Below are 14680 nucleotides of genomic sequence, written 5' to 3' on the forward strand. Positions count from 1 at the left end.
GGGCTGACGGGCGACGCCCGGGCCCGGGGATCTGCGCACCCCGGGCCCCGGGCAGGCCAGTTCGCGGCCGCGGTCAGTTCGCGGCCGCGGTCAGTTCGCGGCCGCGGTCAGTTCGCGGCCGCGAACCGCTCCCGCAGGTCGGCCAGCACCTGCGCCGCCTCCGGGAGGCCGGCGGCCTCGCAGCGGGCGATGCCCGCGGTCAGCCGGGCGACGGCCGCCCCGGTACGGCCGAGGTCGGCGCCCTCGATCAGCGCGGCCAGCCGGACGGCCTCGGCCCGGGACGTCCCGGCCCGCTCGTCGCCGCCCTCGTAGACCGCGATCGCCCGCTCGACCTCGGCCAGCGCCTCCTCGTGGCGCTCGGCCATGGCCAGGCAGCGCGCCCGCTCGTAGTGCGAACCGCCGCGCAGGTACCAGGGGTTGTACTCCTGACCGGCCTGCCCGGCGTGCTCCCCGGCGGCGTCCGCCTCGGCCAGCCGGGCCAGCGCCGACGCCAGCCCCTCCGGGCCCTCGGCGTGCATCGTCAGCCGGGCGAACTCGCGTAGTGTCGCGGCCAGTTGGTCCACCTGGGGGGCCTGGGCGTGGGCCGCGAGGGCGCGGTCGAGGGCGGCCTTCGCGGCCTCCCAGCGGTCCGCCCGGGCCAGCGCCAGCGCGGCCTCGCAGGCGACCATGGTGTGGGTGTCCTGCTCCTCCCAGCCGGCGACGGCGTCGGCCAGCCGCAGGTACTCCTCGGCGGCGTCCCGGTGCTCGTCCAGTTCGGTGAGGCCCCGGGCGAGGTCCAGCCGGGCCTGCGCGAGCATCCGCACGTCCAGCTCCGGCGCGGCGGCGTCCAGCAGCACCGACTCCAGCACCGCGACGGCGTCGGCCGTGCGGTCGGCGGCGCGCAGCACGTCGGCCAGCTGGAGGCGGGCCCGGGCGGCGTCCTCGGCCGCCTCCCGGCCCTTGCGGTCGAAGCGCGCGGCCGCCTCGGTGAGCGCCCGGACCGCGCCGCCGCGGTCGCCGGCCCCCATGGCCGCGTGGCCGAGCATCAGGTAGGTGGGCGCGTACGGGTAGGAGTCGTCGCCCCAGCGGGCGGCCTCGGCGAGCGCCCGGTGGAACACCTCGACGGCCTCGGCGGACTCGCCGCCCTGCAGCAGCACCTGGCCCAGCAGGCCGAGCACCCGCGGGGTGTGCCAGGGCAGTTCGGCCGCGTCCAACTCGCCGAGCACCTCGCGCAGTTCGGTGGTGGCCTCGGCCAGCCGGCCCTGCCGGGCGGCCGCGTCGGCCAGGTACTGGCGGGAGGTGGCGGCGCGGCGGGCGGAGCCCAGCTCCACGGCGGTGCGGTGGTAGCCGCCGGCCGCCGCCTCGAAGCGCTCGACGGCCTCGGCGGGCGGCTCGGGCAGCGCCTCGACCAGGTCGTGGTGGGCGGCGTAGGCGCGGACCTGCCACACGATCAGGTGGTCGTCGTCGGCCATCGCGCCGGCGGACCGCAGCTCCTCGGCCCGGCGCAGCACCTCGTCGAGCGCCGGCCAGTCGGCCACCGTGCCCTCGACTTCGCCGAGTTCCACGATCAGCGCGCGGGCCCGGACCATCAGGGCCTGACCGGGCAGCCCGGCCTGCTCGAACAGGTCGGCGGCGGCCAGCAGCCCGGCCCGGCCGTCGGCGTGCTCGTCCCGCTCCAGCGCCTGGTGGGCCCGCTGCTCGGCGAGTTCGGCGCGCAGCCGCCCGGGGCTGCCGACCGCGGTGCCCTCGGGGTGGGCGAAGCCGTCGGCGGCGGCGCGTTCGGCGATCCGCCGCCAGAGCCGGTCGGCGTCCGGGTGCCCGACGAGCTCCAGCTCGCGGGCCCGGACCACCAGGGCGGTGAAGTCCTCCGGCGCCGGCTCGACGGCCCGACGCGGTGCGGGCGCGAGCGCCGGGGCGGCGGCCAGCTCGGGCGCGGCGGCGGCGCGCACGCCGAGGGCCAGCGGCTCGGCCAGCAGCGGCTCGCGGGCCAGCCGGGCGCGCCGGTCGGCGCCGACCGCGTCGGTGCCGTTGCGGGCGTCGAAGCGGGCGGCGAGCGCGTCGGCCTCGGCGCGCACGTGGGCGAGCAGGGTGTCCGCCGTCCAGGAGGTGCCGGGCGGGCCGCTGACGGCGAGCCCGCCGTGGCCGCCCCGGGCCAGGACGGCGAGCAGCACCTCGACGCCGGTGAGGAAGGACAGCAGCCCGGACGGCTCGCCGGCCACCGCGAACAGGTCGCGGTTCTCGGCGAGCAGTTCCAGGCCGCGCGGCTCGTTGCCGGACAGCGCGCAGAACTCGACATGGCGGCCGACGGCGTGCGCCATCGAGGCCTTGCCGCGCGCGGCGCGGTAGCCGGTCAGGTGGCTGGAGCGGGCCTCGTCCAGACGGCCCCGGCGCAGCAGCGGGAGCAGGGCCGCGGCCTGGCTGAGGGCGGGCTCCTGCTCGCAGCTGCTCCGGCCGTCGAGGACCGGCTGCAGGACCTCCAGCGCCCGGGCGTCGTCGCCCGCGTCCGCGAAGTGCTCGGCGCGCGCCCGGGTCTCGCAGGCGTGGCAGTCGCTCAGCTCGGAGCGCGGGCGGGCCGTCCACAGCTCGTAGGCGTCCTGGCGGCCGGTGCCGGTCTGCGCGGCCAGGTGGTAGCGCTGGGCGTAGTACGGCTGGAGGTCGAAGCCGGCCGCCCGGTAGCGGTCGCGCAGTTCGGTGTGCCAGCGCCGCAGGGCCGGCAGCGGCACGTCCGGGTTGCCCAGGAGCGCGCCGGCCACCCACTTGAAGCGCCAGAACACCTGCTGGCGGGCCCACTCGCCGAAGCCGTCCGGGTCGGCGTCCCACAGCTTGAGGAGGCGGGCGAAGACGACCGGGCTCTTGCTGCGCTCGCCGTCGTACTCGTACGCCTCCATCAGCTCCAGCAGGGCCATCGAGCGCGCCCCGGTGTCGTCGAACTGCTCGGCGGCGTCGACGAGTTCCTCGGCCGCGACGGTCCGCTGGCGGCCGTACGGGCGGGCGTCGTTCTCGCGCAGCGCGGCCATCACCGCGTCGGGGGTGTCCAGCATCAGGCCTCCTTCGGGTCGGTGCGGTCCGGGCCGGCCGACTCGTGGCCGAGCATGGCGTGGTCGAGCAGGCTGATGAACGAGCGGTTGAGCAGGGCGCTCTCACTGGCCTTGAGCGGGCGGCGGGTCATCAGCACGGCCTGCCCGTACAGCGCCTCGACGGCGGTGACGGCCAGCTCGCGGTTGGTGACCGTCGCGGCGCGGCGCACCAGCGGGTTGAGGTGGTTGAGCACCAGTTGGGCGCGGGGCGCCTCGGCGCGCAGCGAGCCCAGGATGTCCGCCCACAGGCCGTCGGCCTCCTCGGCGAGCTGGGCGCGGCTGCGCTCGTGCCGGGCCTCCCGGTTGTCCAGCAGCAGCGCGGGCGCGTTGGTCGGGTGGAAGCTGCGCAGGGCGACGTCGCAGTCGAAGCGGCCGACCACCTCGCGGGCGACGGCGAGGAAGGCGTTCGCGGCGAGCTCGGCGGCCGGGTCGACGGTGTCCAGGTGCGCGGTGACGGTGCCCGGGTCGAGGTCGGAGACCGAGACGCCGGGACGGATCTCGGGCAGCCGGTGCACCAGGTCGCGGTCGTAGGTGTAGCCGCCGTTGACCACGCCGAGGCCGGCGGCGCCGGCGATCGGGGCGACCTGGCGGAACTCCTCGACCGTGCGGGTCACCAGCACCACCGGGTGGCTGCGGGTGAACTCGTCCAGGGTGACGTTGCCGTCGGTGGTCTCGAACGGCAGCCACGGCAGCATCATCCGCAGCAACTCGTCGTCGTAACGGGCGAGTTCCTTGACGGCCAGGTGGTGCACGGACAGGAAGCGGTGCAGCAGCGCCGGATCGCTCGCGGACAGGCCGGTCAGCCAGTCGCGGATCCGGACGCCCAGCGCGTCGCGGACGGCGGCCAGCGTCTCGTCCGCGTACAGGCCCTCGCGGGAGGCGGTCGGGCGCAGGCCGTCGGTGTCCACCACGCAGCGGACGAAGAACGCCCAGTCCGGCAGCAGTTCGGCGGCCTGGTCGGACAGCAGCATGCCCTTGAGGTGCACCCGGTGGCCCGAACGGCGGGACGGCGGGGCCGCGTCCGGCAGCACGTAGGCGACGCCGCGCAGGCCGACCAGCGGCAGGTCCAGGTCGATGGTGTCGAGCGGGGTGAAGTCGAAGGCTGCGCGGCAGTACTCGGTCAGCGCGTCGCGCCGGGCCAGCGGCGAGCCGTGCCGCTCGGCCCACGGCGGGGTGCGGTTCACCCGGTGCTCGGTGCCGTTCGCGTCCACCACCGTGACGTCGTGGCGCAGCAGGCTGCCGAAGTCCCGGGCCAGCGCGAGGACACGGCCCGACCGCGTCCACTCGGCGGCGTCGGCGCGGGGGACCAGCGTCACGGTGGTGCCCGGCTCCGGCTTGGCCGCGGCGGGCAGGGTGCGGATCGTGTAGCGGCCGTCGGAGCCGCCGCGCCACTCGATCACCGGCGCGTCCGGGGTGGCGGCGGAGCGGGTCACCACGGTGATCTCGTCGGCGACCACGAAGCAGGCCAGCAGGCCGATGCCGAACTGGCCGATGAAGTCGCCGCGGGCCTGGGCCAGCCCGGCGCCGTCCAGCCGGCCGTCGGCGTCGCGCTTCGAACTGCGGCCGATGGTGGCGAGGAAGGTGTGGACGTCCGCCTCGGTCAGGCCGACGCCGGTGTCGGTGACGCTCAGCTCGTCGTCGGCGCGCACGACGATCCGGGCCGGCGCCTGCGGATCGAGGGCGCGGCGGGCGGAGATCGCGTCCACCGCGTTCTGCAGCAGCTCGCGCAGGTACACCCGCGGGCTGGAGTAGAGGTGGTGGGAGAGCAGGTCCACCAGGCCGCGCAGGTCCACCTGGAAGGTGTGCGCGCTCGCCGCGTTGTCGGGCGTCGGGTTCTCGGATGGGGACACCGGGGGCTCTTTCGATCGCGGGGCGGGTGACGGAGGTTCTGGGGGGCCGGGGCGTCAGTACGCGCAGCGGTCCCGGTGGGAGGCGAACGCCTTGAGCGGATCACCGGACAGGAAGTGCCAGGGCGACTCGGTGACGGCGCCGTCCAAGGCCTCGAACAGCAGGCGCGCGGTCTTGCGCTGGCCGGCCAGCGAGAAGGCCATCGCGAAGGCGTTGAAGGAACCCTGCCAGCCGCGGACCGGCGTGAAGTCCGGGTGCAGCACGGAGCGGAAGGCCGCCTCCTGCAAGTCGGCCACCACCTCCGCACTGGCCAGGTAGGCGCGGTCCTCACCGTCCGGGAGGTCCAGCCAGCGCTCCAGGTGCGCCAGCACGACCAGCTCGCCGAGCTGGCTGCCCTCCGGCGCCGCGAGCATCGAGGACCGGGCGAAGGCGTGCATCTCCTCGTGCGAGCCGCCCCACTTGGCGCACAGCTGCTGGAGGCGCTGGCGGTGCGAGGCCGGATGCCCGGGAGCACGGCGCACGGCGGCCTCGAAGCGGCAGGTCGCGACCTCCGCCGGGAGCGAGGCGCCGCGGGCGCTGATCTGCAGGAAGTACCAGGGGGCGAGCCAGGAAGGCTCGCGCTCGGCGACCTCCAGCAGCTGCTCCTCGGCGACGTCCAGCCGCTCGTGGAACACCTTCCACTGCTTCTCGGACACGTGCTTCGCCCGGGCACCCGTCCGGGCCTCCCAGGCCCAGGTGACGTGCCGGGCACCGGACAGCAGCAGCGCCGACGTGTCCTCGGGCCGGTCGGCGAGGGCCCGGGCCGTCCACTCCTCGACCCGGGGCACCTCGGCGATCGCACCGACCCGCCCGGTCAGATCGGCGCCGTCCCCGACGGCGGCCAGCGCGGGGCCCAGGGCCGCCCAGTCACCGGCGGCGGCCTGGCCGAGCATCAGGCGCAGCGACTCGTCCCCGAGCGCCGGATCCAGCCGCGGCGCCGCAACGGCCGCCACGGGCGCGGACCCGACGGCCCGTCGCACCCTCCCGCGCCAGCCCGCCCCGCTCTGCGCGGCCTCCTCGCCGGAGCGGCGTCGGAACAGCGGCATGTGTGGCCCCCTCGAACATCATCGGCATCTTTCGCATGGCCGCACGACGGCCACCCCAGATGAGTAGATATCACGGCCGACCGACATCCGTTTCCCCAGCCCAGGGGCGGTCCCGGTCCGGCCCGCGCGGGGACCGCCCCACGGCCCGCCGACCGGGGCGAACGGCCGGGGCCGACGGCCGGGGTGAGGGCACGTCGAACGGGGTGAGGGCACGTCGAGGGCGGCGGCGCCGTCCGGTCCGACGCCGTCCGGTCCGGCGCCGAGCGCAAACGGCCCCGGCGCCTCCTCGGCCCGGGGCTTCGCTTCGCGTACGCGGCGGCCGTCAGGCCAGTCCGAGCCCGGCGTCCGGGGTCCTGCCCGCCTGGGCCTGCTCGATCCGCTTGACCAGCATCGCCCCGAACCGCCGGGCGGCAGCCACGTCGGCCGGCCCGCCCTCGGTGGTCACGCTGGCGACGACGGTGCCCGAGCGCAGCACGATGCCGATGCCCTCACCCTCGCCCAGCTGGCCCTGGAAGACCTGGCTCTCGCTGCCCAGCACCGGGGAGTCGACCTTGCGGAACGGCCCGGCTCCGTAGGAGGCGTAGGACTCCTTGAGCTTGCCCTTGGCGGCGTCGCGGGTCGGCAGCGTCTCGACGATGAAGCGGGCGACCAGATCCCCCGAGGAGAACCGGACGGAGCCGCTGAGCGGCTTGCCGGTGCACGGCACCGACGCGGTGCAGGTGGTGGCGTGGTCGATGGTGTCGACCTTGCGCTTCTCCTCCTCCCAGCCCGCCATCGCCTTCGCGTCCGGCAGCACCTGCCCGACGAGCTTGTCGTCCAGCAGCACCGCCTCCAGGTCCGCCCCGGGCGTCGCCGCACCGGCCGGCGGAGCGGAGGCCCCGGCGCCGCCGCCTCCGGTCGTCGGCGCCGAGGCCGCACCCGAGGCCGCACCCGCCCCCGTCGCGGCAGCAGACGCGGACGCCGACGCCGGGACCGAAGCCCCTGCACCGCTCTCACCGCCCGCCGGACCCGTCGCGCTCGCCACCGCGCTCGCCGCCCCCGCCGCGCCCTTGGCCGCGTCCGAGCCCGCCGGGGAACTCCCCGTAGAACCCGACGAGCACCCGGCCAGCACCCCCATCAACGCCCCGGCCGCCACTGCGGCAGCCACCCTCCGACCAGCCATCCCCATCCCCATCGCCCGCTCCCTCCGGATGTCCGTGACCCATCAAGATAGCCGCCGCCCCCGGCCCACCCGCGTCCGGGTGCACCCGAGCCGATCAAGGACGGAGCGGGGGCGTGAACGGCGGCGGGGCGGTGACCGTACTGGTCACCGCCCCGCCGCCGGGACTGCCGGAACTACCTGAACTACCTGAACTACCTGAACTACCTGAACTACCTGAGGATCAGACCGCCGGGGCCGGGTAGGTCGGGAACTCGACGCCCGAGACGTACTGGACGACCCGGATGACCTGGCAGGAGTAGCCGAACTCGTTGTCGTACCACAGGTAGAGGATCGCGTTGTCGCCCTCGACCTTGGTGGCGCCGGCGTCGACGATCGAGGCGTGGCGCGAGCCGATGAAGTCGCTGGAGACCGCGTCCGGGGAGTCGGTGTAGTCGATCTGGCGCTTCAGCGGCGAGGTCAGCGAGACGTCGCGCAGGTAGTCGAGGACCTCCTCGCGGTTGGTCTCGCGGGCCAGCTGCAGGTTGAGGATGGCGATCGAGACGTCCGGCACGGGGACGCGGATCGAGCTGCCGGTGATCTTCGCCTGGAGGTCCGGGAGGGCCTTGGCGACGGCCGAGGCGGCGCCGGTCTCGGTGATCACCATGTTGAGCGGTGCCGAGCGGCCGCGACGGTCGGCCTTGTGGTAGTTGTCCAGCAGGTTCTGGTCATTGGTGAACGAGTGGACGGTCTCCACGTGCCCGCGCAGCACGCCGTACTCGTCGTCCATCGCCTTCAGCGGCGGGACGATGGCGTTGGTGGTGCAGGAGGCGCAGGACAGGATCTGCTCGTCGGGCTTGATCGTGTCGTGGTTGACGCCGTGGACGATGTTCGGGACGTCGCCCTTGCCCGGCGCGGTCAGCACGACCTTGGCGATGCCGGGGCGCAGGTGCTTGGACAGGCCCTCCCGGTCGCGCCAGCGGCCGGTGTTGTCGATCAGGATGGCGTCCTTGATCCCGTACTCCGTGTAGTCGACCTTGGTCGGGTCGTCGGAGTAGATCACGGTGATCTCGTTGCCGTTGGCGATGATCTTGTTGTTCGCCTCGTCGACGGTGATCGTGCCCTGGAACTGGCCGTGGATGGAGTCCCGGCGCAGCAGCGAGGCGCGCTTGACCAGGTCGTCGCCGCCGCTGTCGCGCACGACGATGGCCTTCAGGCGCAGGCCGTTGCCGGAGGCCTTCTCGATCAGCAGGCGGGCGACCAGGCGGCCGATCCGGCCGAAGCCGTAGAGGACGACGTCGCGGGCGTCGCGGCGCTCCAGCTTGTTCTCGCCGGTGGCGCCGGAGACGGCCCGGGCGGTGAACTCCTCGACCGACAGGCCGTGGTCGTCGGCCCGGTAGGTCGCGGCGAGCATGCCGATGTCGATCTGCGAGGGGCCGAGGTCCAGGGTGGTCAGCGCACTCAGGAAGGGCATCGTCTCGGTGACCGAGAGCTCCTCGCCGGCTATCTGGCGGGCGAAGCGGTGCGTCTTCAGGATGCTGACCACCGACTTGTTCACCAGGGACCTGCTGTGCAGCAGGACGGTCACGTCCCGCTCGCGGTGCAGTCGCCCGATGATCGGGATCATCGACTCCGCGATCTCCTCGCGGTTCTTCCAGTCCGTGAACACGTCGTCGTTGACAGTCACAAGTCCATCTTTCGAGCTGAGGGTGTTGCGCACATGGTAGCTTCGCCCGCCCCCACCCCTTCGGCCGGTCCCTCCCCCCGCCTGCCCGGCCGCGCCCCGCCCGCACCGCCCGGACCTGCGGCTTCGTCCCGACCGGGGCCCACCGCCCCGACGCCCGCCCACCGCGAAGGTGATCACCGCCACCCCCGGGGCCGGTCGCGGGAGCCTCGCCCACGGCGGATTTGCCGGGGGTGCGGGGTGGTGGGGTAATGGAAGCGACCCGTGCTTGAGCGTTCCGCGAACGACCCGGGAGCAGCCATGACAGACGGTCCCGAGCCCATCAGTGCCGAGGCCCTGCGCGCCGTGCAGGAGGAGTTGGCCGAGCTGCGCGGCGAGCGGGCGAAAGTGGTGGGGACGCTGCGCGGGGAGGACGTCGGCGACCGGGCGGACGCGGCGGACGAGTTGCAGCGGGCCGACGACGTCGCCCGGCTGGACGAGCGGATCGCCGAGCTGGAGGCCCGGGTCCGCGAGGGGGCCGCCGCCGGGCCGCCGTCCACGGAGGTGGTGGGGGTGGGCTCCACCGTCACCGTGCGGTTCGCGGACGGGGTGGAGGAGACCGTCGAGGTGGCGGAGCTCGCCGAGGTGCGGGAGGAGACCCTGGTGACCGCAGACAGCCCGCTCGGGCGGGCGCTGCTCGGGCGGCATGCCGGGGAGACCGTGAACTACGAGGCGCCGAACGGCGCGGCGAGCGCGGTCGTGCTGTCGGTCGGCGGACGGAGGGCTTCGTGAACTCCCCCGACGGCCGCGCGCGGGACGACTCCGCGCAGGACCCCGCGCAGAACCACGCCGCCCGGAACCGCCCCGCCCGGGACGAGCCGGCCGTGGGCCCCGACCCCGTCGGGCCGCCGCAGTTCGCGCCGTACCACCACCCGGCCGCCGGCTGGGGTGCCGCGAAGAGCGTGACGCGCTTCCTGGTGAAGGAGGGCGCGTACGTGGACGGGCCCCGGGCGATCATGCGGATGAACCACGAGAACACCGGGTTCGACTGCCCCGGGTGCGCCTGGCCGGACGACACCAAGGGCCTGCACCTGGACATCTGCGAGAACGGCATCAAGCACGTCACCTGGGAGATGACCCGCAAGCGGGTCGGCCGCGAGTTCTTCGCCGCCCACTCGGTGACCGAGCTGTCCGGGTGGAGCGACTTCGCGCTGGAGGACCAGGGCCGCCTCACCGAGCCGATGGTGTACGACGCCGCCTCGGACCACTACGTCCCGATCAGCTGGAAGGACGCCTTCGAGCTGGTCGGCCGCACCCTGCGCGAGCTGGACGACCCGAACCGGGCCGCCTTCTACACCTCCGGCCGGCTCGGCAACGAGGCCACCTTCCTCTACCAGCTGATGGCCCGCGAACTGGGCACCAACAACCTGCCGGACTGCTCCAACATGTGCCACGAGGCCAGCGGACGCGCCCTCCAGGCCTCGCTGGGCACCGGGAAGGGCACGGTCGACCTCAAGGACTGGGAGGTCACCGACGCGCTGTTCATCATGGGCGTCAACGCCGCCTCCAACGCGCCCCGGATGCTCACCGCCCTCGCCGACGCGCACCGTCGCGGCGCGCAGATCGTGCACATCAACCCGCTGATCGAGGCGGCCGCCACCCGCACCATCGTCCCGCACGACTTCGTGGACATGGCGCTGTTCAAGTCCACGAAGACCAGCACCCTGAACCTCCAGCCGCGCATCGGCGGCGACATGGCACTGGTGCGCGGCATGGCCAAGGCGATCCTGGAGCAGGCCACGGCCGACCCCCGGGCCCTGGACCGGCAGTTCATCGAGCGCCACACCACCGGGTTCGAGGCCTACCGCGCGCTGTGCGGGGCCACCCCCTGGGAGGAGATCGAGCGGCAGAGCGGGCTCGACCGGGCCGAGGTCCTCAAGGCCGCCCGGGTCTACCGCGACGCCGACCGCTCCATCGTCAGCTGGTGCCTGGGCGTCACCCAGCACGAGCACGGCGTGGACACCGTGCGGGAGATCGTCAACCTCCTGCTGCTGCGCGGCAACCTGGGCCGCGAGGGCGCCGGCCCGTCGCCGGTGCGCGGGCACAGCAACGTCCAGGGCAACCGCACCTGCGGCATCGACCACCGCCCCTCACCCGAGTTCCTGGACCGCCTCGCCGAGGCCTGCGGGATCGACCCGCCGCGCGCGCACGGCCTGGACACCGTCTCCGCCATCGAGGCGATGCGGCGCGGCGAGGTGACGGTCTTCGTCGCCATGGGCGGCAACTTCGCGCTCGCCGCTCCCGACACGCCCTACACCCACGAGGCGCTGCGCGGCTGCGAGTTGACCGTCCAGGTGAGCACCAAGCTGAACCGCAGCCACCTGGTGCACGGCCGCCGGGCGCTGATCCTGCCGTGCCTGGGCCGCACCGAGAAGGACCACCAGCGCGGCGGGGTGCAGAGCACCTCGGTCGAGGACTCGATGAGCATGGTGCACCTGTCCGTCGGCATGAAGCGCCCGGCCTCCCCGCACCTGCTGTCCGAGCCCGCCATCGTCGCCGGGATGGCCCGCGCGGCGCTGCCGGACAGCGGGACACCGTGGGAGTGGTACATCGAGGACTACGACCGCATCCGCGACACCATGTCCCGGGCGCTGGACGGCTTCGAGGACTTCAACCGCCGGGTGCGGCTGCCCCTCGGGTTCCGGATCAAGCAGCCGGCCCGCGAACTGGTCTTCCTCACCCCCTCCGGGCGGGCCGAGTTCTCCACCGCCCCGCTGCCCGACGTCGTCCCCGCCCCGGGCACCCTGGCGCTGGGCACCATGCGCTCCCACGACCAGTGGAACACCACGATCTACTCCGACAACGACCGCTACCGGGGCGTGCGGAACCTGCGCACGCTGGTCTTCCTGAACACCGACGACATGCGCGAGCGCGGCATCGCCGAGTTCGATCCGGTCGACATCACCAGCACCGCGAAGGACGGCAGCACCCGCACCCTGAACGGCTACCTCGCGATCCCGTACGACATCCCGCGCGGCTGCGCGGCGGGCTACATGCCCGAGATGAACGTGCTGTGCGCGATCGCCGACCACAGCACCCAGAGCGACCAGCCGATCATGAAGCACCTCAAGGTCACCGTCACCAAGGCGTAGGAACCGAGGACGGCGCCCACTCCAGACGCCCACTCCTGAACGCCCGCTCCTGAACGCCCACTCCTGAACGCCTACTCCGACGGCTGCGGCGTCCAGCGGTGCAGGCCCTTGCGGTCGTAGTACCGGGTCATCCCGAAGCCGAAGGCCAGGGCGAGCAGCACGCCGACCGCGATCATGGTCCAGCCCCGGGCCAGGCCCGCGTCCGCCCGGGCGTCGAAGAACAGGATCGCCCGGATGCCGTCGCTGAGCTGGCGCATCGGCTCGAAGACGCTGAGGAAGCGGTAGAAGCCGGGCACCGCCTGGAGCGGGATGGTCGCCCCCGAGGAGGGCAGCGCCAGCGCGATGAAGACGAACATGGACACCAGCTGCCCGATCCCGCCGAACGCCGCATTGATCGCCTGGACCCCGAGGCCGACGGCGAGGCTGGCGCAGTAGGCGAAGACCCAGAGCAGCGCCTGGTGCGGGGCGTCCATGCCGAGGACGGTGACCGAGCAGAGCATCACCAGGGTGGTGGTGAGCAGCATGATGCCGGCCGTCATGACCATCTTCAGCAGCAGGGTCTGGGTGCGGGTGATCGGGACGGTCGGGCGCCGGGTGTGCCAGGGGCCGAGCTCGCTGTCGCTGTAGCCGAGCGCGGTGTCGACGCCGTTGTGGATGATGTTGCCGCCGATGAAGCCGGTCAGCACGGCCAGCAGGGTGTAGTAGAAGGCGCTCAGGCCGAGCCCGCTGTGGGCGCCGATCGGGTGGCCGACCCGGGTGGTGACGGCGAGCGGGTCGGCGAGCAGCAGCCGCGCGGTGGCGCTGGTGCCCGTGCCGGAGCCGGAGCCGGAGCCGGAGCCGGAGCCGGCGGAACCGGACGGCGGCGCGGCCGCGGTCAGCTCCTTGCCGAGCGCCAGCGAGGCCTGGTGGGCGGCGGACTGGGTGATCTGGGAGGCCAGCGAGGAGCCGAGGCTGCCGAGGCCGGGGTTGGTGAGCACCGTCAGGGTGGGCCGTTCGGTGGCCCGGCCGGTGGTCAGTGCCGCCACGTCGGCGGTGAACGCCTGCGGGACGAGCAGCGCGCCGTAGACCTTCCCGGTGGAGAGCTGGTCCATCGCCTCGGCCTGGTCGACCTGGCGCCAGTCGACGGTGCTGCCGGGCGTCCCGGCGACGATCTCCCGGCTGAGCCGCGCGCCCAGGGTCTCCGCCCGGCCCGGCGGCGGCGGGCCCTGATCCGCGTTCACCAGGGCGATCGGGAGCCGGTGCAGGTGCCCGGTCGGGTTGAGGATGCCGCCCATGTAGAGCAGCGAGAGCACCACGGCCAGCAGGCCGCACAGGATGCTCGGGACGAGCCACAGCTTCGCGTGGCGGGCGAGCACGAGGGCCCGCGCCTGCCGGGGACCACCCTGGGAGCCTGCGGACGCCATGCCACCCCTCGGATTCGGGCGCAACCTGGTGCTGCTGCCGATGCGGTGGGAAGTCGTTCCGTGGCGGCCCGGCGGCAAAACCCCACGTCACCCGATCCGCCCCGCCGCCCCCCGCCACCCCTCGCCGCGCCTTGGCCGGGACGACCGGAGACAGAAGGTAAAGGTTCTACCAAGTACGCAAGTATCGGCCTCCGCGCGGTCTATGCTTCTGGAGGTTTGAAGAAGGCACCTCGTTCGGTGAGGCTTCTTCACGGACACAGGCCACTGATCCGACGACGTCGAGAGACGCCCAGGGTTAGGACAGATCTTCCCGACCTAAGGGTTGATCCGAAGTGGCTTCCGGCCCGACCGGGCTGGACACGCCGTGGAGTGCCAAAGCTCTGACGAGTTGGGGTGAACCGGCGGTCGCTTCGCGCGCCGGCGAACTCCTTGCCGCGTCGATCACACGCACCACGGGGTGCGTCGACCGGGAGGAGGCGAGAGACATGGATTGCAGTAGTCCGGGCCACAGTTGCCCCTACCCCCGCCTGTCCTCGCACACTCCCGGCACGCGGTAACGACCCTCCCTGCGAACATTTCTGACGGTACATCACCTCAACACCCGGCTTCGCCGTGCCCGAACGGGCCCGCACCGCCGGGTGGCGATGCGCCGCGCCCGTCCGCAGGGGGATCGCCGCCGTGCGCCCCCGATCGCCCCGCCTGCCCCGGGGCCCACGGGAGGATCGTCATGACCACCAACGCCACGCTCAACTCCAAGGTCCCCGCCCCGCGTTCAGCGGTACTGGACGACGCCCACGTCGGCGACATCAAGGGTGCGCTCGGCACCATCCGGCTCGACGACACCACGCCGCGCCACGGCCTGTCCGCAAGACTCAAGACCCTGCTCGCCATCGTGGGCCCCGGCCTGATCGTGATGGTCGGCGACAACGACGCGGGCGCCTTCTCGACGTACGGGCAGGCGGGGCAGAACTACGGCACGCAGTTGCTGTGGACGCTGCTGATGCTGGTCCCGGTGCTGTACGTGAACCAGGAGATGGTGCTGCGCCTGGGCGCTGTCACCGGTGTCGGCCACGCCCGGCTGATCCTGGAGCGCTTCGGGAAGTTCTGGGGCGCGTTCAGCGTCATCGACCTGTTCCTGCTGAACGCGCTGACGCTGGTCACCGAGTTCATCGGTGTCACCCTGGCGGCCGGATACCTCGGGCTGCCGAAGGTCGCCGCGGTGGTGCTGGCGGCGGTGGTGATCATCGCCTCGGCGTTCACCGGCTCGTTCCAGCGCTTCGAGCGCGTCGCGGTCACGCTGTGCGTGGGCTCGCTGCTGCTGGTGCCGATCTACTT

The 14680-nt window shown here is 73.6% G+C and carries 9 protein-coding genes and 1 riboswitch; of the genes, 3 read left to right on the forward strand and 6 right to left on the reverse strand.

Translation table 11 applies throughout. The annotated features are described in order from the left end of the window. Positions 1–107: 107 nt before the first annotated feature. From AB0O82_RS34485 to AB0O82_RS34505, 5 genes are all read right to left on the reverse strand, one after another. On the reverse strand, positions 108–3020 hold the full coding sequence (locus AB0O82_RS34485) for a hypothetical protein (protein WP_363588311.1): 2913 nt from the start codon (positions 3018–3020) through the stop codon (positions 108–110). Next, entirely contained in the window at positions 3020–4906 is a 1887-nt protein-coding gene (locus AB0O82_RS34490) for an HSP90 family protein (protein WP_363588313.1), read from the reverse strand. The genes AB0O82_RS34485 and AB0O82_RS34490 overlap by 1 nt, the downstream gene beginning before the upstream one ends. 54 nt (positions 4907–4960) lie before the next feature. Continuing rightward, on the reverse strand, positions 4961–5989 hold the full coding sequence (locus AB0O82_RS34495) for a hypothetical protein (protein WP_363588315.1): 1029 nt from the start codon (positions 5987–5989) through the stop codon (positions 4961–4963). Positions 5990–6311: 322 nt separating this feature from the next. Continuing rightward, positions 6312–7136 carry a hypothetical protein gene (locus tag AB0O82_RS34500; RefSeq protein WP_363588317.1) on the reverse strand — a complete coding sequence of 275 codons (825 nt, stop codon included), beginning with the start codon at positions 7134–7136 and terminating at the stop codon, positions 6312–6314. A 235-nt stretch (positions 7137–7371) separates the two neighbouring features. Continuing rightward, positions 7372–8814 carry a glyceraldehyde-3-phosphate dehydrogenase gene (locus tag AB0O82_RS34505; protein ID WP_363588319.1) on the reverse strand — a complete coding sequence of 481 codons (1443 nt, stop codon included), beginning with the start codon at positions 8812–8814 and terminating at the stop codon, positions 7372–7374. Between the two features lie 297 nt (positions 8815–9111). Between AB0O82_RS34505 and AB0O82_RS34510 the strand changes: the two genes are divergently transcribed. Together AB0O82_RS34510 and AB0O82_RS34515 are read left to right on the forward strand one after the other, a co-directional pair. After that, entirely contained in the window at positions 9112–9582 is a 471-nt protein-coding gene (locus AB0O82_RS34510; RefSeq protein WP_363588321.1) for a GreA/GreB family elongation factor, read from the forward strand. A gap of 92 nt (positions 9583–9674) precedes the next feature. Continuing rightward, the gene (locus AB0O82_RS34515) at positions 9675–11942 is read left to right on the forward strand and encodes an FdhF/YdeP family oxidoreductase (RefSeq protein WP_363588327.1); all 2268 of its coding nucleotides are present in this window, start codon (positions 9675–9677) and stop codon (positions 11940–11942) included. A 71-nt stretch (positions 11943–12013) separates the two neighbouring features. Here AB0O82_RS34515 and AB0O82_RS34520 read toward each other — a convergent pair whose 3' ends face one another. Then, positions 12014–13345, reverse strand: a complete 1332-nt coding sequence (locus AB0O82_RS34520; RefSeq protein WP_363588323.1) for a DUF3533 domain-containing protein — start codon at positions 13343–13345, stop codon at positions 12014–12016. 222 nt (positions 13346–13567) lie between these two features. Beyond that, positions 13568–13745: riboswitch (M-box (ykoK) riboswitch) on the forward strand. Between the two features lie 327 nt (positions 13746–14072). Here AB0O82_RS34520 and AB0O82_RS34525 point away from each other — a divergent pair. Beyond that, a partial coding sequence (locus AB0O82_RS34525; RefSeq protein WP_363588325.1) for a divalent metal cation transporter occupies positions 14073–14680 on the forward strand: 608 nt, incomplete at its 3' end.

The sequence above is a fragment of the Kitasatospora sp. NPDC088264 genome (assembly GCF_040685715.1).
In the GTDB taxonomy this organism is placed as follows: Bacteria; Actinomycetota; Actinomycetes; order Streptomycetales; family Streptomycetaceae; genus Kitasatospora.